Annotated in this window: 23 protein-coding genes and 1 pseudogene; 12 read left to right on the plus strand and 12 right to left on the minus strand. The window is 44.6% G+C overall.

Translation table 11 applies throughout. The features are described 5' to 3' along the window. A pseudogene (locus G400_RS15115) lies at positions 1-201 on the minus strand (IS5/IS1182 family transposase); the annotation flags it as partial. Between the two features lie 245 nt (positions 202-446). Here G400_RS15115 and G400_RS0110545 point away from each other — a divergent pair. Beyond that, complete coding sequence (locus tag G400_RS0110545) at positions 447-1,259, plus strand: Cof-type HAD-IIB family hydrolase (protein WP_017260780.1); 813 nt, start codon at positions 447-449, stop codon at positions 1,257-1,259. A 42-nt stretch (positions 1,260-1,301) separates the two neighbouring features. Here the strand turns inward: G400_RS0110545 and G400_RS0110550 are convergent, their stop codons facing one another. Next, positions 1,302-1,904 (minus strand): hypothetical protein, encoded by a 603-nt coding sequence (locus G400_RS0110550; protein WP_017260779.1) that lies wholly within the window; start codon positions 1,902-1,904, stop codon positions 1,302-1,304. A gap of 154 nt (positions 1,905-2,058) precedes the next feature. On the opposite strand from G400_RS0110550, the gene G400_RS15825 reads away from it, so the two are divergent. Continuing rightward, positions 2,059-2,625: a GNAT family N-acetyltransferase gene (locus G400_RS15825; RefSeq protein ID WP_017260778.1), complete on the plus strand. Its 567-nt coding sequence runs from the start codon at positions 2,059-2,061 to the stop codon at positions 2,623-2,625. A gap of 3 nt (positions 2,626-2,628) precedes the next feature. Here the strand turns inward: G400_RS15825 and G400_RS0110560 are convergent, their stop codons facing one another. Continuing rightward, complete coding sequence (locus G400_RS0110560) at positions 2,629-2,973, minus strand: hypothetical protein (protein WP_017260777.1); 345 nt, start codon at positions 2,971-2,973, stop codon at positions 2,629-2,631. Positions 2,974-3,175: 202 nt separating this feature from the next. Here G400_RS0110560 and G400_RS0110565 point away from each other — a divergent pair, with 202 nt between their 5' ends. Continuing rightward, positions 3,176-4,459 carry an ABC transporter substrate-binding protein gene (locus G400_RS0110565; RefSeq protein ID WP_017260776.1) on the plus strand — a complete coding sequence of 428 codons (1,284 nt, stop codon included), beginning with the start codon at positions 3,176-3,178 and terminating at the stop codon, positions 4,457-4,459. Positions 4,460-4,601: 142 nt separating this feature from the next. On the opposite strand, the gene G400_RS15125 is transcribed toward G400_RS0110565, so the two are convergent. From G400_RS15125 to G400_RS0110580, 3 genes are all read right to left on the minus strand, one after another. Further along, positions 4,602-4,907, minus strand: coding sequence for an HU family DNA-binding protein (locus tag G400_RS15125; protein WP_017260775.1), 306 nt, complete (start codon positions 4,905-4,907; stop codon positions 4,602-4,604). A gap of 39 nt (positions 4,908-4,946) precedes the next feature. After that, the gene (locus tag G400_RS0110575; RefSeq protein ID WP_017260774.1) at positions 4,947-5,843 is read right to left on the minus strand and encodes a cation diffusion facilitator family transporter; all 897 of its coding nucleotides are present in this window, start codon (positions 5,841-5,843) and stop codon (positions 4,947-4,949) included. A gap of 172 nt (positions 5,844-6,015) precedes the next feature. Beyond that, positions 6,016-6,195, minus strand: coding sequence for a hypothetical protein (locus G400_RS0110580; protein WP_017260773.1), 180 nt, complete (start codon positions 6,193-6,195; stop codon positions 6,016-6,018). Between the two features lie 306 nt (positions 6,196-6,501). On the opposite strand from G400_RS0110580, the gene G400_RS0110585 reads away from it, so the two are divergent. Then, complete coding sequence (locus G400_RS0110585; protein ID WP_017260772.1) at positions 6,502-8,091, plus strand: Nramp family divalent metal transporter; 1,590 nt, start codon at positions 6,502-6,504, stop codon at positions 8,089-8,091. 36 nt (positions 8,092-8,127) lie between these two features. Continuing rightward, positions 8,128-8,571, plus strand: a complete 444-nt coding sequence (locus G400_RS0110590; RefSeq protein ID WP_017260771.1) for a universal stress protein — start codon at positions 8,128-8,130, stop codon at positions 8,569-8,571. A 368-nt stretch (positions 8,572-8,939) separates the two neighbouring features. Here the strand turns inward: G400_RS0110590 and G400_RS0110595 are convergent, their stop codons facing one another. Further along, positions 8,940-9,749, minus strand: coding sequence for a CPBP family intramembrane glutamic endopeptidase (locus G400_RS0110595; protein WP_017260770.1), 810 nt, complete (start codon positions 9,747-9,749; stop codon positions 8,940-8,942). 89 nt (positions 9,750-9,838) lie between these two features. Between G400_RS0110595 and G400_RS0110600 the strand changes: the two genes are divergently transcribed. Beyond that, positions 9,839-11,272, plus strand: coding sequence for an MFS transporter (locus G400_RS0110600; protein ID WP_017260769.1), 1,434 nt, complete (start codon positions 9,839-9,841; stop codon positions 11,270-11,272). Here G400_RS0110600 and G400_RS0110605 read toward each other — a convergent pair. Further along, positions 11,264-11,911, minus strand: coding sequence for a GyrI-like domain-containing protein (locus G400_RS0110605; RefSeq protein ID WP_017260768.1), 648 nt, complete (start codon positions 11,909-11,911; stop codon positions 11,264-11,266). The genes G400_RS0110600 and G400_RS0110605 overlap by 9 nt on opposite strands. A gap of 126 nt (positions 11,912-12,037) precedes the next feature. Between G400_RS0110605 and G400_RS0110610 the strand changes: the two genes are divergently transcribed. Both G400_RS0110610 and G400_RS0110615 read left to right on the plus strand, forming a co-directional pair. Continuing rightward, positions 12,038-12,673, plus strand: coding sequence for an NAD(P)-dependent oxidoreductase (locus tag G400_RS0110610; protein WP_017260767.1), 636 nt, complete (start codon positions 12,038-12,040; stop codon positions 12,671-12,673). Positions 12,674-12,784: 111 nt separating this feature from the next. After that, positions 12,785-13,486 (plus strand): B3/B4 domain-containing protein, encoded by a 702-nt coding sequence (locus tag G400_RS0110615; RefSeq protein ID WP_017260766.1) that lies wholly within the window; start codon positions 12,785-12,787, stop codon positions 13,484-13,486. Positions 13,487-14,008: 522 nt separating this feature from the next. On the opposite strand, the gene G400_RS0110620 is transcribed toward G400_RS0110615, so the two are convergent. Further along, a complete protein-coding gene (locus G400_RS0110620; RefSeq protein ID WP_026017034.1) occupies positions 14,009-14,785 on the minus strand; it encodes a tyrosine-protein phosphatase in 777 nt (258 codons plus the stop codon). 264 nt (positions 14,786-15,049) lie between these two features. Here G400_RS0110620 and rihC point away from each other — a divergent pair, with 264 nt between their 5' ends. The 4 genes from rihC (at position 15,050) to G400_RS0110640 (ending at position 19,266) form a co-directional block, all read left to right on the plus strand. Then, positions 15,050-15,964 (plus strand): ribonucleoside hydrolase RihC, encoded by a 915-nt coding sequence (rihC, locus tag G400_RS0110625; RefSeq protein WP_017260764.1) that lies wholly within the window; start codon positions 15,050-15,052, stop codon positions 15,962-15,964. Positions 15,965-16,454: 490 nt separating this feature from the next. Beyond that, on the plus strand, positions 16,455-18,326 hold the full coding sequence (locus G400_RS0110630; protein ID WP_017260763.1) for an FAD/NAD(P)-binding protein: 1,872 nt from the start codon (positions 16,455-16,457) through the stop codon (positions 18,324-18,326). Between the two features lie 28 nt (positions 18,327-18,354). Then, positions 18,355-19,011, plus strand: coding sequence for an NAD(P)H-hydrate epimerase (locus tag G400_RS0110635; protein ID WP_017260762.1), 657 nt, complete (start codon positions 18,355-18,357; stop codon positions 19,009-19,011). 3 nt (positions 19,012-19,014) lie between these two features. Beyond that, entirely contained in the window at positions 19,015-19,266 is a 252-nt protein-coding gene (locus G400_RS0110640) for a YdeI/OmpD-associated family protein (protein ID WP_017260761.1), read from the plus strand. 269 nt (positions 19,267-19,535) lie between these two features. Here G400_RS0110640 and G400_RS0110645 read toward each other — a convergent pair whose 3' ends face one another. From G400_RS0110645 to G400_RS0110655, 3 genes are all read right to left on the minus strand, one after another. Further along, positions 19,536-19,853, minus strand: a complete 318-nt coding sequence (locus G400_RS0110645) for a type II toxin-antitoxin system RelE family toxin (protein WP_017260760.1) — start codon at positions 19,851-19,853, stop codon at positions 19,536-19,538. A gap of 2 nt (positions 19,854-19,855) precedes the next feature. Beyond that, positions 19,856-20,164: a type II toxin-antitoxin system Phd/YefM family antitoxin gene (locus tag G400_RS0110650; protein WP_017260759.1), complete on the minus strand. Its 309-nt coding sequence runs from the start codon at positions 20,162-20,164 to the stop codon at positions 19,856-19,858. A gap of 145 nt (positions 20,165-20,309) precedes the next feature. Further along, the gene (locus G400_RS0110655) at positions 20,310-22,844 is read right to left on the minus strand and encodes a M1 family metallopeptidase (RefSeq protein WP_017260758.1); all 2,535 of its coding nucleotides are present in this window, start codon (positions 22,842-22,844) and stop codon (positions 20,310-20,312) included. Positions 22,845-22,904 lie beyond the last annotated feature (60 nt).

Below are 22,904 nucleotides of genomic sequence, written 5' to 3' on the forward strand. Positions count from 1 at the left end.
CGTATACGCAAACAATAGAATCTTCATCATTAACCGTGGATCATAGGCTGGCCGCCCAGTGGCGGCAGTTGCGTTCATGACGTCTTTTAAAGGAATAGAGTCTACGAATCGGCTTAACACCGTGACCACATGATTTTCACTAGGCGTAAAATCTAAATTCACTGCCAAACTGGTTTGATTATTGTTATAATTCTTGTACATGGAGATAACCTCGCTTTCTAATTGTTTAGTCGCTGTTGGATGAGCAGAGAATTGTCTCTGTGCCTACATAATAGTACGAAAATAAGGTTCGAAATCAAAAAACGATTTCGAACCTTATTTTTTATTCAAGAGTTTTGTCCCAAACTCTTTTAATTACCATAGATTATTTTTTTGATAACGGGTTGGTCTTGGCAGCGCTATCATGATACGCTATGACTACCCTTAGAAAGGTGGTTTAACTCACTATGACTATTAAAATGATTGCGACTGACATCGACGGCACGTTTATTACTAATGATCATGAATTTGATCATATGCATTTCAAACGTGTACTAGATCAGCTTGAGCAACGTCACGTTTGCTTCGTCATTGCGAGCGGCAATCAGCTTAAACATCTAACCGATATGTTTGCCAATTACGACAATATTGCGTTTCTGGCTGAAAACGGTGGTCTTGTCAGCTTAAATGATCAGGTCATTTTTGCGGATACCGTGTCGACGGCCGATCTCAATCAAGCACTCACCATGATTCACACCGACCCAGTGTTGACCGGCGGTATGGTCATTCTTTCTGGTCAACATGGTGCTTATGTTGAACGTAATACAAACGCAGAATTGATGGCACAGGCCAACTATTTCTACAGTGGTCTCCAGTTGTGTGATCGTTTGACCGATGTTCATGATGATATGTTCAAACTGGATTTGGTGTGGCTGGACGATCAGGCAGGCCAGCGAGCTGATTATCTCAACCAACACTTGCCGAAAACGTTATCTGCGACAGCAAGTGGGTTTGGTGGTTTAGACATTATTCCCGCTCATATCAACAAACAGGTCGGCTTGCACGCACTTGAACAATACTGGCACATCAGCCCCGACGATGTGATGGCATTTGGCGATAATGATAACGATATCGCGATGCTGGATCACGCCGGCCACAGTTATGCTATGGCGAACGCGTCAGCCAAAGTTCAGCAAAGTGCCAAGGCCGTTACTAAATGGACCAACGACGATGACGGCGTGTTACGGACAATTGATATGGTCCTCGGTTTAGCCAATTAACGCTAAGACGCATTAACAACCGCAAACAACTCACTGGCACGCTTATTTAAGCGCGCTAAGGTGATCCTGGACAACCTGCACACAGGTGTTAATATACTGTTCTATTTGATCCAGCGACAGCATTACTAATTGACGTTTGGGAACCGGTTCGAAATCTTCCCGCAAGTCTCTGACTACCTGTGGCACGTCACCTTCACCAATTTCACGCACGCCCTGAGCACCTGCAAAATCGTGTTTGAAATCTGGAACTGGCAAGGGTTGCAGTGCGTAGCGCTCAGCAATCATGAGATTCAGTGTATGAAAATCAGCGTAGTAAGCAGCCAGTTTTTGCTCACGCTGTGTGCCTAATTGCGGTCTGATGACTGGATTGAATACGGTGTCCAACCACACCTTGTCCTCTAATAGATGTGCATAATAGCCACGAACAAACATATTCAGCAATAATTGTTGTTGATACTCTTCGGCAAACATCTCCGGATGAATCGAACGGGTTTTACCATCATCATTTAGGGTCATGTAGTGGGTCTGCGATTTAAAGTCAAAATTGTGACCACTTACATCTGGCGCCAAACTGCCAATCGAAAAAGCTGTACTTTCAGGTGCTAGTTGCTGTGCAATGGCATAATGCATCATTCTTGAACCCATTTTTTCTGCCACCTTTCTGGTCAATTGCATCGTTTCATGGTTAAATTAAAACACTAACCAACACAATGTCACTTTTCCTGTTTTAAATACAGTCTTTTCAAGTGACTTAATTTAGGCTTGATAAATATCAGCCAATCAAAATATTAAGGATATTATGAAAACAGATACGTACCACTATTTTTCACTACCTGCTACTGATAAAGCAGCGATAGCCGAACTCAGCCATCATTATTGGCCCAATGTCGAGGACGCTGACGAAAACGATTTGCGCTACTATCTTGAACAACAGATTGTCGTTGTCATGCATGACAAAAACGGGCAACTGGCGGGATCCCTGAAAATTCCAACCACGTCCGTCACGCTTAATGATCAACGCTATCAAGTTAGCGGCCTATCTGAAGTGATGATTGCCCCTCAATATCTTCATAAAGGGTTCGGCACGTCACTCATCATGACTGCCTTTGCCTTAATTCAACACGATGACGCCGACTTTAGTATCTTCACGTGTCCACCAGACTTAGTCCCATTTTATGAACTCGGTGGTTGGACAACTTCGCCTCAAACCGTTTTGATTGGCGGTTCATCAAGTAAGCCCATCAAAAGTGATAACATTGGCACCGTGTCAATGTTAAGTTGCTTTACGCCTGTCGCACTCGATCACCAAGAGCAAATTGCTAACTCAACCATTGCCCTAAACGTCGGTCCTAATGTGATGTGGTAATCACTAAAATCGCCGGTGACGAGAAATTCGTCCTTCTTCGCGATCTAAATTACGTTTTTTAAGAAGATCAGCATCCAATTGACGATGCTGATCTTCTTTTAGTTGGTCCATTCCTTGGCGAATGGCTGCTAATCGTGTTTGTGCCGTATCACTGAGCCGATCTGTTGGTAGCCAGTCAATTAATTCATCCAGCGCTACTAGACGTGGCGTCACCCTTTCACTAATCACCGCATCATAATCCCGCTGTGACCGGCTGTGCTTCTTTAACCGATTCGTTTCATTCAGCAATGACGTCACGCTTAACCACAAACCATCGATGATTTCGCTAATTGCGGCTGACGATAACATATTTAGCCTCCTCGAAATTTACCTTTATTAAATAACTAATATTGTCTTTACACAAATGATACATAATTAACACAAAAAACTGTAGTTAACCTTTACATTGTTTTGCCAAACTTAAGCCGTATAAAGTCGTTAGCAATACTTTCATTAGCATTTTCCTGTCGTTTAAACTCAGAATCATCACCAACATGGAGGGGTATTTGGGATGAAGAGAAATCATTGGTTAACCTGGTTACTTGCAGTACCGTTGTTAGTTGGCTTTGCAACAGCAATCAGACCGCAAGCGGCATCTGCCAGCCAAACAAAGAAGCGGGTCAACATCACTCTGTGGCATGCCATGACGGGGCCGTCAGAAAAGGCATTAGCAGATATGGTTACAGATTATAATCACGCTCAATCCAAAGTCCACGTCACTGCACTATATCAAGGAAACTATGGCGATCTCCAGAAGAAAATCATGGCCGCTGGCAAATCAAATACGTTACCTGCTCTTGGGCAATTAGGTTACTCTGCCGTCCCAGATTTGCAAAGCCACCAACTGATCCAACCCATTACTAAATTAGTGAATGGCAAGCAAGGTCTAACTAAGAAAGACTTTGCTGATTTATATCCCACATTCACTAAAAATATGACTTACAAAAAGAATTACTACACAACCCCACTCAACAAGTCACCACGGTTATTATTTTATAACAAGACGCTTCTCAAAAAGTATCATTTAGCTGTCCCCAAAACATGGCAGGACATCGCTAATGACGGAGCCAAAGTTAAGCAGGATAATATTGCGGCGCTGGGTATTGATGCTGGTTTTGACATCGAATTTGCCGGGATTGCTCAAGAATTTGGCAGTCCGATTATCAATAATCGTTTGAAACCACAAATGAACAGCAAAGGACCTAAGGCTGCCAGCGCCTACTTTGTTGATAACATCAAAAAAGGCTACATCAAGCCGGCTGGGTCTGACAAGTATTATTCTGGCGCATTCACGCAGGGAAAATCACTCTTTTACATCAGCTCCTCAAGTGCAATTCAAGCCATTCAGACGCATGCACCAAAGGATTTTAGCTGGGGAACGGCGGAAATGCCTGCTTATAAATCGACCCGTTTATCCGCAGTTGGCGGTGCGGATTTAATGATGTTTAAGGGTCTGTCCACGGCCAAACAAAAGGCCGCTTGGGACTTTATGAAATACTCCATGTCTACGAAGGCCAGTGCCAAATGGTCACAAGCATCTGGTTATGTACCAGTCAGAAAATCGTCAGTTAAATTGGCCAGTTACAAACAGTATCTGAAGCAAAATCCAAACCAGCAGACGGCCGTTGATTCCTTGAACATTGGTGTTCAGCAACCAACGTTCAAAGGATACTCTGCTTTCCGCCAAGACTATATCACTGCTATTGATGATATGTTTTCACTGCGTAAAACACCAAAACAAGTTTTACCAGATCTGCAAAACAAGGCGCTGGCAGCACAGAAAAATGGCGACTAACTTGCTTCTCTACAAACAGGTTTCCCACCAACATGGAAGTTTTGGACACTCTGTTCTCGTTAGCCAACTCAAAAATGCCGCTCCTGATTTTTAAGGAGCGGCATTTTTAAGGTAAGGATTCTTCATTACTGACAAATATTACTTAGTTGGTAATGCCCTCATGTGTGCCATTCAATATTGCTCTCATGCTCGTACCACATCGATACTTGGCAATCCGATGTTCTGGTACAGTTGCTGGCTGACCACTAATGTCACTGATGACACGTGTTTTATTTGTATGAACGACAAACGTGCCAAAGCGACGCAATTCAACGTCTCGCCCAGCAGCGAGCTCCTCACCGATGCAATCAAACAAAGCATCAATCACTTGTTGTGATGTGCTTTGCGAGACCTCCGCATGTTTGGCGACCATTTTAACTATTTCTTTTTTCGTTGTTTTCTCTTTCATTATTTTTATACCCCTTAAATTTTTGGCCTTGAAACGTGACTATAACATTTCGTGCTTGGCAAACTTGGCACTGTTTAATCCATGCGTGATTTCAATTTGAACGGTTACGTGACAAATATTGAACCGTTGCTGTAACAGCTGTGTTTCTTGAGCGGTAATCCACTCAATATCTTCAATCGCGTCAGGCGTAATGTTCACATGAGCGGAAAAGATGATGTCCTTCTCGTCTTCCATCCACGCGTGAAGGTGATGCACGTCGACCACTCCGGGCACCCGCGTCATCGCTTCAGTAATGGCGTCATAATCCAGTACCGGGGCGTTTTGTAGCAAGATTTTGGATGTTTGTTTCACGACATCAACGGTCTCATAAATAATGTAGAGCGAGACCACAATAGTTAACGCTGCATCGATCCAATAAATATGAAATGCCAACACCATCAAAGATCCAATGATCACCGCAATTGAAGCTAAGGCATCCGCCAATAGATGCAAATATGTCGCCTTAATATTCAAACTTCCCCGTGAATCCGCATGCATTAACAAAGCGGACCCCATATTAAAGCTGAAACTAATCAGTGCAGTCCAAAACATGACATATCCATTGATTGGTTGTTGGTGTAACAGTCGTTGAATCCCCTCCCACACCAACACAATGGAAATCAAAATCAGCACGAGACTGTTAACAAATGCTGTTAAAATTTCAACACGATGGTAGCCAAATGTCGCACGCTCGTCTTGGTCGCGTTGGCCAATCCGCTGTGCTGAATAACTCAACACAATGGACAATGAATCACCGAAATTGTGAATGGCGTCTGTGACCAGGGCCAACGAACCTGCTAATAAACCACCAACGATTTCAACAACCGTAATAGAGATGTTGAGCATCGTCACAAACGCAAATTTACCACCCGTAAGCGGCCGTTCATGTTCTTCCATAATCATCTATCTTTCTGTGCGTCACACGTTAAAGGGACAGTTTCAAGTAAATTCACACTATTATTACTAATTAATTTGATGCAAAAAGTTCCACTAAGTTTGTTTGCTTAACCCATGCTGGTTAAACCTATGTACACTGACCTACGCAATCAAACTTAATGTTGCTTTTTTATTATCGTCGAAAGTAATCCAAGCCATGATCCCAATATGAAAGGCATGGCGCCTTTACTAGCATGCCATCTCCATTTAACATCATCGATTCAGGAACCTGTTGCATAATTGCGCCAACCGTATCGCATCGTTTGTGTAATGTACGAACCTTGTCGCGGCCAAGTTGAGTCAATGTATACATTTTTCCGTCCCTAGTTTCGTTCAATAAACGACGCTTTTTCAATAATGAAACCGTTTTTATAAGTCTATTGTTATCCGCTCCTAAAAATAGTACTAGGTTCGTCTCACTTGTTTTGTGCCCCGATAGTGCCAAGATATCAACGGCTAGCAAAATTCTGTTTGATAGTAAAATGACTTCCGCATCCTTTCATTTAATTTTAGCCATCCCTTAAAAATAATATACCTAATTTTAAATTGAGTGTCCACAAATCTAAAAAAATGTTGTATTATATTCGGGTACCAAAATTATGTGAGGAGGTATTTGCTTTTGGACACAACAAGCAAAAAACCGAAAAAAGAGCATTTGATTCATTATGCTAACGGCCGTTCGCTCGAAGAAATTAACGGTACCGTTAAAGTTCCGATGGGAAAAGGATTCTGGAAAACCTTGCTTGCGTACTCTGGACCTGGTGCATTAGTTGCCGTGGGTTACATGGATCCCGGTAACTGGTCAACTTCTATCACCGGTGGTCAAAACTTCCAGTATCTGCTGATGTCCATTATCTTGATATCAAGTTTAATCGCAATGTTGTTACAAGCCATGGCGGCTAAACTGGGTATCGTGAGTCAAATGGACTTAGCACAAATGATTCGTGCCCGTACGAGTAAGGCACTTGGTATCGTGCTTTGGTTAATGACAGAATTTGCCATTATGGCAACGGATATTGCCGAAGTCATTGGTGCCGCAATCGCGTTATATCTTTTATTCCATATTCCACTGGTTATTTCAGTTTTCATTACCGTTTTTGATGTCTTGCTATTATTGTTATTAACTAAAATCGGTTTCCGTAAAATTGAAGCAATCGTTGTCGCATTGATCGTCGTTATTTTCGTCGTCTTTGCCTATCAAGTTGCCTTATCAAACCCTGACTGGGGTGCTGCTATTGTGGGCTTGATTCCTAGCGCCAAGACCATTTCAAAAGGCCCCGTTATTGGTGGTATTTCACCACTAACTGGTTCACTTGGAATTATCGGTGCCACGGTTATGCCACATAACCTATACTTGCACTCGGCCATTTCCCAAACGCGTCAGCTGGATCACAACGATGAAAACCAAGTTGCACAAACAGTTCGGTTCACCATGTGGGACTCAAACATTCAGTTAACGGTTGCCTTCTTCGTTAATGCATTGCTGTTAGTCATGGGTGTTGCCGTATTCAAGAGTGGTGCCGTTAAGGACCCGTCATTCTTCGGTTTGTACCAAGCCTTGAATGATACTTCCACCATGAGTAATGGTGTGCTTGCCAGTGTTGCTCGGACAGGAATCCTGTCCACACTGTTCGCTGTCGCTCTGTTAGCTTCTGGTCAAAACTCAACCATCACTGGTACCTTAACTGGTCAAGTTATCATGGAAGGTTTCATCCACATGAAGATGCCACTATGGATGCGTCGTTTAGTGACCCGTTTAATTTCCGTTGTTCCTGTTTTAATCTGTGTTGGTTTGACTAGCGGTCAATCAGCGGTTCATCAACATGAGGCGTTGAATGACTTGATGAATAACTCTCAAGTTTTCTTAGCCTTCGCCCTGCCATTTTCCATGCTGCCATTACTGATGTTCACCAACAGCAAAGTGGAAATGGGTAAGCGATTCACCAACCACTGGTACACTCAGATTGCAGGTTGGGTCGCCGTGCTTCTCTTAATCGGTTTGAACATTTACAACATGCCTGCTCAAATTCAAGCATTCTTCCCAGCAAAAGACGTCAACATCGCAAACGTTGTTGCCTACATCGTCATCGCTGCCATTGTTGCTTTACTCGTTTGGATGGTCATTGATCTCTATCACGGTAACAAACGGTACGAAGCACAGCTTGCCGCAGCAGCAAAAGAAAACGATGCCACTGCTGAAGCTAAGTAGTCGATTTCAAATCTAATTTGAGGAGAATGAATAGACATGTCAGAAGATGTAGATAAAGTTTTCAAACGAATTTTAGTCGGGGTCGATGACTCAGCCGATGCACAATTAGCCTTCAAGTATGCCGTTCGTCGTGCTGCTAAAGATGGCGCCACACTGATTATTACTTCCATTCTGGAAAGCGATGATATGAACGTCTATCAAGCACTCACTAAGGACTATGTTCATGGTGAGCATGATGAGTTAGTCGCCCACGTTCAAGGTTATAAAAAGATTGCCGAAGATGGTGGCGTTGAAAATGTTGAAGTCATTGTTGATGAAGGCGATCCAGGTGAAACAATCGTTAAAAATGTAATTCCTGAGGTCAGCGCTGACCTGCTGATCATTGGCTCGTTATCTAAAAAGGGGATTCGTAAGTACTTCGGTTCTCAAGCCGCATATATGGCAAAGTACTCGCCCATCTCCGTTATGATCCTGCGTTAATTTGAACCACCCCTGCTGTTTAAATGTACGCAAATAAGGTATCTAAGAAGTCTAATCACTTCTCAGATACCTTATTTTACTTTTATTCTGTGTAACGAAAGTTAGATGAAACTTGCTACTATTTAGCTGGAGGGCGTCAACATTGATACCGAGCCGTGAAAGTAACGTTAATTCGGTGGTTTATCCGAATTTAGGTTACGGACGGTCGCATAGACTCGGAACTTCACGAGGCTGTGCGGCGAGGTGAAAGACTCCGAACTTGGGAGGCTTGAACCGGTCCCACGGCGAGCGTGTCAATGTTGACAACCGCAAGCGAACTCTAACTCTAAGCCTCTATTTTCAGCAAACGTCACCAAGCAATGTTGAAGTTAGTTGACCCAAGCTTGATTGGCATGGTGAATCTCAGCCAACTGTGACTTCCGAACCAGCCACAATCCAATCAGAAGAACTGGCAAATAATGAACCGCGTCACTGATCAAAGAAAACACCAACTCCTCCCCTGGCATCGAACCACTCAGAATGTTGGCGTGTTCTGCAAACTCAAGGTAGAACGATGGTAAATCAAACGTTGCATGCATCACCATCGTCCAAAATAATGAGCCGGTGCGCAGTGTCACCGCAGAGAAGTACACCCCCAAACAAATGGCATAACCAATCTGAAGCGTTGTGTTAATCCCACTTTGACCAAAGTTATCGAAAAAGTGACCGGCATGCATAAGTCCAAAGAGAACACTGCTGACCAAAACGGCATTCACAATGCGATAACGGCCCTTAAAGTTATGCACGAGCTGACCTAAAATAATGCCCCGAAAGAAACTTTCTTCATAAAAGCCGACGAGCAATGACATGACAACTGCTTCAATCCCTGGCACAAATTTTGTATTAACAAAGTAACTACCAATGAATACCCCACCGTTAATAAAAACGAGGAGTAATCCCAGCCAACAAACGTTCCAAAACAAGCCATGCGTTTGCCAACGGTAAGATAACGGCACGTGGAGCCAATATTTATTTATAACCACAATGGCAATTACAGCAATCAGCTCAACGCTTAACTCCCACGCCGTCTTATCCATAAACTGACCAAACAAGCGTCGAAGAACGATTAAACCAATCATCATCGCCACCGTAATGCCTGTCAGAATGCTAATTGTTTGGCCTGCAGACCATTTTTTCATTGCAACATCTCCAAGGACAAATTTCACCCATTTTTTTAGTTCACGTTTACAATATTCTCAATACAGTAATAGTAATGGAGGCGTTTGTGATGCAAAAACAAGCCATCAATACTGCGACAAATAACTGGTGGGTGCTCGTCGCCATTGGCATTTTCGCATTTATGTCCAATCTGGACGCCAGCATCGTTAATATCGCCATCCCCGTTATGGGACGTCAGTTAAACATTCCCCTAAATCAAGCGGAGTGGGTAGTTTCACTTTACCTCATTTTCATGTGCGCGTTACTACTTTTCTTTGGCCGTCTTGGCGATATGTATGGAAAAGTGCGTATTTTCCGCATTGGTACAGGGGTGTTCATTCTTGGGTCCCTTTTAGCAGCCGTCAGCACAACATTTTGGTTGCTACTGTTGGCACGCATCGTCCAAGCGTTTGGTGGTGCTTTAACCCTTTCCAACACGTATGGCATTGTAACCAGTACGTTTGATATCAACCGGCGAGGCCGAGCAATGGGATTTGTCGGTACATTTGTCGCGCTTGGTTCGGTCGCCGGACCAGCACTAGGCGGACTTATCTTAGCGACGGGGTCTTGGCACGACATTTTCTGGATCAACGTTCCAATTGGCTTGATTGCCATCATAATCGGTGTCTTTGCACTGCCTAAAACCGAATCACGGCCAGGTGGTGAGATTGACTGGTTTGGCTTGATTAGTTGGTCAATCTTCATTATCGGTCTGTTCGGCGGTGTATTCATCGGCCAACAAGTTGGTTTCACCACCGCCGTACCGATTATCGGTTTTATTTTGGCACTAATTGCCATCGTGATTTTTCTTCAGCGAGAATGGCACACATCAGCGCCAATGATGTCGCTGCACATTTTCAGTAATCGGCCATTTACACTAGGCGTGAGTGCTGCCGTCTTGATTTTCTTATCAAACTTTTTTAGCGTCGTCCTCATGCCATTTTACCTGGAAAACGCTCGTCGATTCACACCTGGACAAGCCGGAATTTTACTGATGGTCTTCCCAATCACGCTGGTTATCGCCGGACCAATTGGCGGTTTTCTGGCGGACAAACTGTCACAGGCGACTGTCGCCAGCACTGGTCTCGGCATTATTGCACTGTCGCAATTAGGCTTCGTTTTGTTTTTGAACGGAACTACGCCAATTTGGCAGTACATTTTGATCACAATTGTCATGGGATTAGGAACTGGTCTGTTTCAGTCGCCCAACGGCGATATCGTCATGTCGGTTGTCGATAAATCGGAACTTGGCATCGCAGGCAGTATTAATTCGTTAGCCCGTAACTTAGGTATGGTTACTGGCACAGCGGCCGCAACCACGACCTTATTTGGGGCAATGAGCCACTTCATGGGCTATCATGTCACCACTTATTTGCCAGCCCATCCAGAAGCATTTTACTACGGCCTGCGTGTTTCATTTGTTGTATCTTTCATCATGATTGTCCTCGCGTTGTTGACCTCACTGCGTTTATCTCACGTACTACGTGGTCGCAAATTAAAGTAGATCCTGTAATTGTTGACTCTTGGCAATTTTGACGCGCAATAAAGTTTTCCGTTTGTCTTCGGCCACCCGTCGAAAATCAGACAGGTAAATCTCTTTGTGCGCTTTTTCTGTGCGTTCATAACCTTCGTTGTGAAGAAAATAGTCGAGCCGCTCGAAATCTTCCTGTTCAGTGTCAAACGAACCAACGTGTAACAGCATCCCCACGAGACCTTCAGTAACCGTTGTGAGTTTCATCTCTGACAATAATGCTGCAGACACCTTATCCTTAACCATCGTCTTCGCTTGCGCCAACACCTGTTCGTCCACAAAGGCTGGTTGTTTGATCATGATCGTATACAATAATTGTGTTTTATCAATTGTCGGTTGATTATAACCCTCTGGCAGAGTCCAGCGGCCTTCAAGCGGATAAACGGTGTAATCAAACGCACCGGGGAAAACAACGTCCTTTTTAGGTGCCATTTTAATGGCGTAACTGATCGCGTACAGTGCAGCCACCTTATCGCCAAACGGCGCGGTGTTTGGATCTCCTTGCCCGGTTAAAGTAATAAACGTTTGTGCCGGGATAGTCGTAATCGTTGGTCGCTTCATGGTTGGATAAATTTCTCGCTCAGATTTACGCCATTCATATTTGTCTGCCATTCTTAGGCCTCCACAAAATTCAAACTCGGATTATTTGGTAATGTCACGCTACTTTCATTATACTGTTGCTAGAGTGTCGTAAACCACACGACAGTACAAATTGTAAACGAGGAGTAATTTCACATTATGAAAATTGGCATTATCGGGGCTACAAACCGAACGGGTAACGTTATCTTACAGGAAGCACAGTCACGAGACATCGACGTTGAGGTAATCTTACGCGACCACCGTAGAGTATCTTCAGACGCCGAGGTATTGGAAATTGAACCTACGTTATTAACCAGTGATGATATTGAAGATTTGGACGTGCTCGTTTGCGCGTTCGGCACAGGTAAATTAAATGATAGTAGTCGTTTATATCCAGCCTTGATTAAACATTTAATTGAAATCACGAAGCAATCTAGCGTTCGGTTGATGGTCGTGGGCAGTTCCAGTTGTTTGTACACGGATGCCGAGCGCTCACAGCGGTTGTTTGACGAGCCAGGATTCCCAGAAGCTGCCAAAAATTCAGCAAATAGTTTAAATGACGTCCTCAAACTTCTGCGGGCTAGCGATGGCGTTGATTGGACTTATATTTCACCAGCAGAAAAGTTTGTCTTTCGAGCACCTCGCACCGGTCACTATCAACTGGGAACTGATTTCCGCAGTTATAATGCCGCCGGTCTAAGTGAAGTCAGTTACGCAGATTATGCGATTGCATTCGTCGATGAGATTCAGAATCACCAACATATCAACGAACACATTTCTGTCGTTTCACGTTAGTTTTCAAAAATACGCCTTTTACCTGTTTCGTTTGCGAAATTACTCGTACACTGGCCACTCAGCCTGCGTTACAATCTTAAGTGACGCAAAAAAATCTGAGGAGGCCTTTTTATGTCTAAAGCTTTTGAAATTGAACCCGCATTCTGGAACCTATTTCCTGATACAACGATTGGCATTGCCACGTTGCACAACTTCGACAACCACGGTGAATTTCCCCAGGCTGTGCTGGATGACGCTAATCAGCAAGCACAACAGTTAGTTCCCGAAACACCCATCGCTCAAAACGGTGTGGTTGCCGATTGGCGAGAGGCCTACCGCAAGTTCAAAACGAAAAAAGGTGCCCGTTCATCCATCGAAAACCTGCTCAAACGTGCGCAACAGGGCAAACCAGTTAGCAGCATCAACCCACTAGTTGATCTGTACAACGTGATTTCACTGCGGCACGCCCTCCCTTGTGGTGGCGAAAACATCGATGCTATGGTTGGTGACATCAAACTGACCGTGGCCGATGGTGGTGAACCTTTCCACCCACTGGGTGAAGATGACGAAGAACCTGCGCTGCCAGGCGAAGTGGTGTACAAAGATGACGCTGGTATCATCTGCCGCTGCTGGAACTGGCGTGATGGTGAGCGAACCATGCTTACTGAGGACACGACTAATGCTTTTCTATGCTTAGAATGTGTCAATCCAGAGCGGAAAGACGTACTGGAAGCGGCATTAGCCGACTTAAAAGAATTGACCAAAACCTACCTCAACGCCGATGCTGAAACCAGTATTTTAACAATCGATCAGCCACGAGTAGCCATTAACTAACATGTTTGTTGGCCAATTGGCTTTTACAACATATCAATTTGATTGAAATAAAGCGGAACTGTGGATGCGTTGGGCATCAACTGTTCCGCTTTATTGTGTTGGAGAAAAATTGATTATTTACATAACATTGAATTATGCCTTCAGTTGTCGACATTGACACACTCACCGTGGGACCGATTCAAGCCCGAAGCTCACGGTCTTTCACCTCGCCGCACAGCCTCGTGAAGTTCCGAGTCTCCGCGACCGTCCGTGTTGTAAATCCGAGAGAACCATTCGGATTAACAACACCTTCACGGCTTGGTATCAATGTCGACGCCCTCCAATCGGTATAGTAGACGCTTTTGTGTAAACATCATGTAACGCTTACATTTTTTATGGTTCCACCTATACTCGGCCAAGCCTGCTGAAATCAAAGTCAACAGGTTTATTCCTTTTAAATGAATAACCTTTAAATTTGTAGCAATTAAATGATCCGTTTTATCTTCAAATTAAAAAAGGCGGCTTCAATGCCGTCTTCATCGCTTATGCCAAATACAGTTGTTTTAACATTTCAATTTTATCCGACGTCAGTCCGATCTTATCAGTTAGATAATGTTTCATGTCACCTGACTGAATCTTGACCTCTTCCATGGCAGCATCGAAGTAGTCTTCGCTAACGGTCCACAAAGCAGTCACGTTATCTTTTACCGCCTGTGATGCCCCTTCGTCTTCCAAACGTTGTTGGTTTTCTGCCAGCATTGCTTTTGAGGCCAACCGAGTCAGCAAATAATCTTCTAGAATCGTTTCCTGAGGGACGTCTAAAGCAGATAGCAGCATGATTGCGCCTAAACCAGTTCGGTCTTTTCCTGCCGTACAGTGGAACAGCACGGCACCACTTTGATTGGCCAATAAGTAATCAAAGAACATGCGGTAGGCATTTTGTGAAAAGTCGTCGGCAACCATCTCATGATACGTTTGGACCATTTGGCGATGGCCGTATCCCGGTTCGCTCAAGTCATCACGTAATTCTTCACGTGAGGCGGAACTGCGCGTATCATCAACGGCCAGAATCGGCGTATGGTAATCCTTGGCGCCGCCGGGAACACGATCCGGTGCGCTGAGCAATTCTTTGTTCGTTCGAAAATCAAGAATGGTGTGAACACCATAGTCAGAGAGTACTTGAAGATCTGCTCGATCAAGTGTGTTTAACTTAGCCGACCGAACAACGCGCTGCCAAGCGGTCGTACGACCATCGTTTGTCTGATAACCACCCAAATCCCGGAAGTTGTGCCCATTCTTAATTGGTAATATGCGTTCGATAGTTGCCGCCTCCTAAAGTTTTTCATTTGCTTTACCATTATACCTTTTCGGACGGAACCTTGTACAACCACAAACGTGGCAACTTTCAATTAAACTGCGACTTAATCAACACATTTGGTCAGCAAGCGTCTTCATTCATTAGAAAATGTTCATAATGTGCGAAAGCGTTTTCTTTTTGGCCGATTTTTTAGTATGATGAAAGAGAACCGTCGGTAGCGTCAGTGAGCGTTACGCCACGGAAGAATATACTGGAGGAATCATATTATGACTTATAAAGTAATTATGGACACTGACCCAGGTATTGATGACGCAGCTGCTTTATCAATGGCTTTAAACGACCCACAAATCGACCTGCAACTCATCACTGCTGTGGCCGGTAACGTTACGGTTGATAAAACGACGAAAAACGCACTGACCATCGATAACTTCTATGGCAAACACGTTCCTGTTGCGGGTGGTGCCAAGACACCATTGATTAAAGAATTCGAAGATGCTGCTCGCATCCACGGTGCTTCAGGAATGGCCGGATACGACTTCCCTGAACCAACTGACAAAGCAATCGACAAGTCTGCCGTAGAAGCTTTGCACGATGCCATTATGGCTAGCGATGAAAAAATTATCCTTGTGCCAACGGGTTCATATACAAACACTGCGCTATTGTTTATCCAATACCCAGAAGTTAAGGATCACATTGAAAAAATCATCGCCATGGGTGGTTCGTTAGGTCACGGTAACATGACCAGTGCCGCAGAATTCAACGTCTTCACTGACCCACACGCTGCCAAAATCATGTACGATTCTGGTGTGCCAATTGTGATGGTTGGTTTGGACGTTACCATGAAGGCCTTGATTACCGACGAAACGTTGGAAACCATCGACAAGTTTGGCCGCGCAGGTCACATGTTGCACGAAATCATCAGTCATGACTTCGATCACAACGAAAACGGAACCGCCGTTCATGATGCCAACACCATCTTCTACCTCCTGCACCCCGAAGCCTACACAACCAAGGATTACTGGGTTGATGTTGTGACAGATGGTCCAGCAAACGGTGAAACAGTTGCCGATGTCCGTGGCGCCTACCACGATGGTAAGACTAACGCCAGCGTCTGTGTCGACGTTGATGCAGCTGCCTTTAACAAGTGGTTTATTGACGAAGTTAAAAACTTTAAAAATTAATTTGAAACACAGTTTCTGTAAAAGGGTCGTCCAATCGGGACGGCCTTTTTTGATTCAACAAACGGTGGCTAAAAATACAATATTATCTGCTATGAGGATGACTAGAAACTTATTTTTATTTTCCTGCTGATAACCTATCGATACTGTCATCACGAAATCACTAAGTGAGCTGAAGGGCGTCAATATTGATACCGAGCCGTGAAGGTGTTGTTAATCCGAGAGAACCATTCGGATTTACAACACGGACGGTCGTAAAGACCCGGGTTTCCACGGGGCTTTGCGGCGAGGTGAGAAACTCCGGTCCTCAGGAGAGTCGAACCGGTCCCACGGCGAGCGTGTCAATATTGACAACCGTAAGCGGCATTTAGATCCACATCCTACATCCCAATTGATACCAAAGTTTGAAATCGCTCTAATGATAAATCCATGCACTTTCACCCACGAAGAAATATACTAGTGGCAGTTACTTTATTGTGTTGGAGGCAGAACTATGGACATTGACTTAATTGGAGCTGGACCCCGCGGACTGGTAGCCGCCGAACGCTTAATTGAATGGCAGCGTCAGACAAACCAGTATGACCACCTGAATTTAACATTTATCGATCCATATGGTATCGGCGGTCGGGTATGGCCAGTTGGTCAGCCCCACGAATTGCTCATGAATACGAATCCAGATTACATCACGCTGTTTACAGATGACAGTGTCCAAATGGAAGGTCCAATCGTCACCGGCCCAAATTTATACGAATGGGCACATAAGCAGGCACCAGCCTTTCTGTTTAGTCACCAATTACCTAACCGAGCTGACCTACTTACCGAAGCAGCGGCGTTAGTGCACAACGGCTACGCATCCCGTAGCCTCTTTGGTGCTTATCAACTGTGGTTCTACGATTATCTACAACAACGTTTGCCCGAATCAGTTTCACTAATTCTCAGAAAAGAGCAGGTCCTGTCAATTCGTCATATCGAAACCACGAATCGCTACCTGTTAAAAACAGCTGTTGATCGTTTTCAAACGAACGCCGTCATCATGGCACTTGGTCATTATGAGGATGCGCTGACCGATGAACAACAGTCGCTGTTGAACTTTGCAGACGAAAACGACTTGCACTACACGACGCCGACACAGCCACAAGAATATGATTTCACTAATTTAAAAGCCGGTGAAAACATTATTTTGCGCGGGTTGGGACTGAGTTTCTTCGATGCGGTGACGATGCTCACACAAGGTCGTGGCGGCCATTTCAATCAGGGCCAAGAGGGCGAACTCACCTATCAGCCATCTGGCATCGAGCCTCATATTATTGCCGGATCGCGCCGTGGTTTTCCCCTGCGAGCCAAGGGACGTAATGAAAAGGGTTATGGTGAACTGGATCGGCCACATTTTTTAACTCCAGATTGGTTCTCCCACTATCAAACGACCGGATCCTTAATTGGCTCTCGCTTTATCGAACAATTTCACCATGAGGCGGAGTACGTTTACTATCAACGTTTGCTTGCCTTAAAGTATCCACAGGTGGATGCTGATGAGTTCCTGCGTGAATTCGTTGCGGCCAAGGAACCATCAGCTATCGTCTTTCGCTCACCAATCGTCGAAAGCGACTATCTCAATTGGAACCAACTATTGAACCCAGCTGAATTTGTTACCAACAGCGACGATCCTAAAACCATGGCGAACTACTTGCAAACGGACGTCGAGGAAGCTCTTCTCGGTACTAAAACAGGTCCCCTAACTTCCGCACTCGAAATGTTTCGCGATTTACGTGATGTGGTTCGCAAGGTTGTTGACAACCAATTGTTACGACCAGAAGATTACCGCAACACCTTCCTCGGCCAATTTAACAACGAAAATTCATATCTGTCTGTTGGGCCACCCGAAACTCGCATTGCCGAATTGCGAGCGTTGATTCAAGCCGGTATTGTGACACTTCTCGGACCCAGCATGATGGCCGAAGCTGATTCGCAAACCCATCAGTTTGCCACGTGGTCAAAAGCAAAGCCTGAGGATCGCTACGAAGCCAGTTGGCTAATTGAGGCCCGTCTACCTGCCGTGTCTGCCAGCCATACACTGAACCCACTAATTCAAAATCTGATCAAAGAAGGTCTGGGCCGACCAGAACGCGTTACCATGGAAGACGGAAGCACCTTTGAACCTGGTGGCGTTGATGTCGACATGAGTCGCAATGAACTCATCGATAGTAACGGTCAGCATCGGACCGGTCTTTACTTTTGGGGTGTCCCGACAGAAGGCCGGCACTGGTTTACAACAGCCAGCCCACGGCCCGGAGTGAATGACAATCTCCTGCGAACCGCGGACGCCACCGTCGCTGATTTATTTCACACATTCACAGGTGTTCAATGATTCTTTGATTAAGGAAGCGTAACTCATTATGGCAACAACGTACATTACGGCAGCACAGTCACAAGCATTTGACGCATACACGATGAATCAAATTGGTATCCCTTCAATGGTTCTGATGGAACGGGCAGCGCTTGCTGTCGCCCATCAAATAGTAAACAGTACCAGTTTTGATTTAAACAATGTATTAGTGGTTGCAGGCACGGGTAACAACGGCGGTGATGGCGTGGCCGTTGCCAGATTGCTACACCTAAATCACATTCCAGTGACGATTTGGTTGCTCGGTAATCGTGACCATGCTTCTGAACAAACGCAACAACAGCTGACGATTGCCGATCATTACAACATCCCCGTTATCGCTGATCAACCTGACATGGCAAATTACACAACAGTCGTGGACGCTATCTTTGGCGTCGGTCTCTCACGTGACATTACTGGTAAGTTTGCTGACGTGGTCGATGCCATTAACGCCGCCAAGGCTAATGTGATGGCAATTGACATGCCCACTGGCCTCGGTACAGACGACGGCCAAATAATGGGCACCGTTGTTGAAGCCACAGAAACAGTGACGATGAGTTATAACAAACTTGGTTTGGCAACCGATAACGGCCGTCGTTTTGGCGGCATTGTGACAGTTGCCGATATTGGCATTTACGACCCAGCAACACTGACTGAAAGGAAGTCTTGAATCATGGCAGAAAAGAATAAAACGCTAGATGATTTTGAAACGAACGTTCCTGAAGTAGCAAATTTGTTGGCTAACGACCGTGAGATGCAAACCTTCTTTAGAAAGCTGACCCCGGGATACCAACGTGAATGGGCGCGCTACATTTTCGATGTTAAATCGGAAACAACTAAAGAAGCCCACATTGCCACCATGAAAACAGTGTTCAAAGCTGGTTATAAATCCAAACGTGCATACGATCAACGTGAGGTTGAATAAAGAAAAGAAACTGGGACATAACGCCTCAATTCAATTTCTAATGAAACGTCAACAGGCAATTTTTCTTCAACCGCAAAGGGTCATGCGGATGAAAAATTGCCGCAAAGGGTCATGCGGATGAAAAATTGCCGCAAACGCGGGACATAACACTGACTTTTTCTCATCTAACGCGAATAAGGCATTCATGGGAAAAACACCCATGAACGCCTTATTCGCGTTACCTGAGAAAGCCAAAACGTGTTATGTCCCGCTCTCTTTTAATTCAAAAACTATATTTTGTGATTATCTTTTTTGATTCGACTAACCGCATTGTGATAAACAATATCATCCTGCCGCCGACCGATTGCAACGATATCAATGATTGCAATCGTATCCTTCTCTTGACCAAACACGATTCGCAAGCCCATCTTGCGATTTTTCAATTTGCGATATCCTATGAGATCCCCTAGCAATGGTTGACCACAGTTAAGTCCTAAAATTTGAATTCTGGAGATTGCTTTATCAACAAAAGCCTTTTGTGAGCCGTCAAGTTTTTGATAATCCCGTACAGCATCCTTCAGATAACGAACACTAAATTTCTTTGCCATTATTACTCCCAACCATCATCTGGATCTAGTTGATCGGGAATACTATTTTTGGATACTTTATCGGCCGAAATTCTAGTACCATCATCATTATTAATTGCTTCTCGTGCCTTTTCCTCGGCTTCAATATCTAAAAGCCTTTCTTGTGCTTCAACTAATTGTTGATACTGTTTCGGAGTTAAGGTCACGCTAACAGCTTTACCTCGATTTAACACATATACACCTGTGTTGAGATCGGCGGCCATTTTGGCAATTTTAGCTGGACTTTTTTTAACATCAGTCGTGCTGACGGTTGGAACATCCAAAATTTTCATAGTAGCCATCCTCCTTTTCTTTAGTTTATTATATCGCATCATTAAAAGTCTATAAATAAGCTTTAATTAGACCTTTTAAAATTTCTTTGAAGTAAAAAAAGATATCCAATGTATTGTCCATTGGATATCCTACTCTCGGCTCTTCTTATTTTACAGCTTTCGCAACGGCAGCATTGACCTTGGCTTGTTCAGCTTCAATCAGTGCAACCCGACTTTCGATAACCTTAGTATCCATTTGGATTTCGCGAGTTAAGCCAGGTGTGTTGAGTTTTGGTTCAAAGAAGGCTTTGAATTCAGCTAAGCGTTCTGGTGTCTTGAAGACATCAGCAGTTCGTGTGATAAATGTTGCAAATTCCATATCACCACCAACAGTCTTTTCAAGCCATGACCATTCGTCACGAATCCAGTCCCATGCAGCTTGCTGACCATCTTTATTCAGCAATAGTTCATAGTACCAACCGCGAAGGTCTTGTGGCTTAATGACATCAGCATTTTCAAACTGTGCAATGGTCTTTTTCACCAAAGCAGCGTCCTTAGTTGCTGTGATTCCTTCCAACAGAGATGTCTTGTAGCTAGCGTCAGAAGTCTTCTGATAAGCTGTCAAGAACTTGTTGAAGAGTTCCTCACTACCAAACTCACGCATTTCATTGATCAAAATGTATGGACGTAAGGTTGCATTCAACGTTTCCAACTTGTCCGCATTGGCTTGGTATAAGTCGTGAGCAGCCGCAATTGAATCAGCATTTTTGGCAAACATTGAGGCACCCAAAACGATTGGCCGTGTCATCTGGTCATCATTGGACTCACCATCCTTGGCTTCCCAACCCAAACGAGCAACCTGCTTTGCACTCAGTTTGCCATACAATTGACGCAATTGCGTTTCTTCTGGTGTGTCAGGCAACGTAAATTTACGTAAGTTTCCTGCAACCGTGTATAAAGCAGTGTTGACGATTGTTGATTTACTGTCAGCAAACTGTGTCAGCAATGGCACGATTGCTGCATATGACAGTTGTCGACCATCGGCCAGCATCCGCATGTCTTGCAACAATTGCAACTCATCAATACTGTCTAACTCATCTTTATGAGCTAAAATATCCTGCATCAAGGTGTCATCGTATTCCACAATGAAGTGAGAGTTATTGCCAACGTTCAAACGGAATGGTTTTCCATTTGATTGACGTAAAGCATCGTAATCGCCTAAGACAATCTGCTTATCTTTCATGATGGTTGGTGTTTCTTTGAAGTTACCGTTCAACGGAATCTGCCATTCACGACCGGCATCCTTACCATCACCAACAAAGAATTGTTTCTGAGACAATGTCAGTTTGCCATCCACCACAGCGGCATTAACCACTGGATAACCTGGCTGTTCCAACCATGAGTTCATGACTGCACCAACATCCATGCCAGAAGCTTCACCCAAGGCTGCCCATAAGTCAGCGCCAGTGGCATTGCCATAATGATGCGCGGCGAAGTAAGCCTTCAAGCCAGCGCGCAACTTATCATCACCAAGCAATGCACGTACCATAACCAGCATCCGCGCACCCTTAGCATAAACGATATCTGGGTCAAACAACGAATCAATTTCAGCTGGATTGTTAACCTGCACGTGAACAGGTTGAACACCATCCGTCGCGTCACGGTTCAACGCACCAGGAACGTCGGAAGTTTGGAACATTTCCCAAACGTGCCAATCTGGCTCTAAAGCATCGACAGCCACGTATTCCATCATGTTGGCAAAACTTTCGTTCAACCACAGATCGTCCCACCACTTCATGGTTACAAGGTCACCGAACCATTGATGGGCCAGTTCATGGGCAACAACGGTCGCAACCAGTTGTTTCATCCGTAATGAGGTGTTATTCGGATCCAACACCAGGTAAGCTTCACGGTATGTAACTAAGCCCCAGTTTTCCATCGCACCAGCCGAGAAATCAGGCAGTGCCAATTGCCATGAATGTGGTAGTGGATATGGTGTTTGATAGAAGTCTTCGTAGAATTCAATTGAGCGTTTGGCAATGTCCAACGCAAAGTTCAGTTCGTTAGCCTTGTGGGCCTTGGTTGCAAATACACCGACTTTCACGCCACTCTCCGTGGTTGTCTGCTTGCTTTGTAAATCACCAAAGGCAAAGGCAATCAGATATGTCGACATCCGTACAGTTGTGTCGAAGTAGTGCACGCCGTTTTCAGTGCGTACTTCTGGCATGTTAGCTAACACTGTTTCGCCAGGTTGTTCATCAAACTTCAATGCTAGGTCAAAGGTAGCTTTGGCTTCTGGTTCATCGACAGATGGGAACGCCTGGCGAGCAAACGTTGTTTCAAACTGAGTTCCGATGATTTGCTTCTTTTCACCGTTTAACTCGTAGTATGACGGGTAAATGCCCATCATGCTGTCCGTTAGTGGCGCCGAGTACTCAATCGCTACCGTCACTTCGCCGGTCTTAGGCAGCGTAATGTTAACTACCTCAGCAGCATCATCCGTCGTGAATGGAACGTCCTGACTGTCAACTTTAACGCTGGCAATGGTCATGCCCTTCTGGTTCACTTGAATGTCTGTGGTCTTGGCATCCCCGGTAATGGTAGATGTCCCACTAATTTTCTTCGTATCACGTTCAACATCAATAAATAAGTTGTAGTGACTTGGTTGAAATTTCTGATAAATTCGTGTTATTTCGGCCATAATTTCCCCTCGATTACATTAGAATACTCTAATTATACGCCATTCCATTTGTCTTTTGTG

It is taken from the genome of Furfurilactobacillus rossiae DSM 15814 (assembly GCF_000428925.1).
In the GTDB taxonomy this organism is placed as follows: domain Bacteria; phylum Bacillota; class Bacilli; order Lactobacillales; family Lactobacillaceae; genus Furfurilactobacillus; species Furfurilactobacillus rossiae.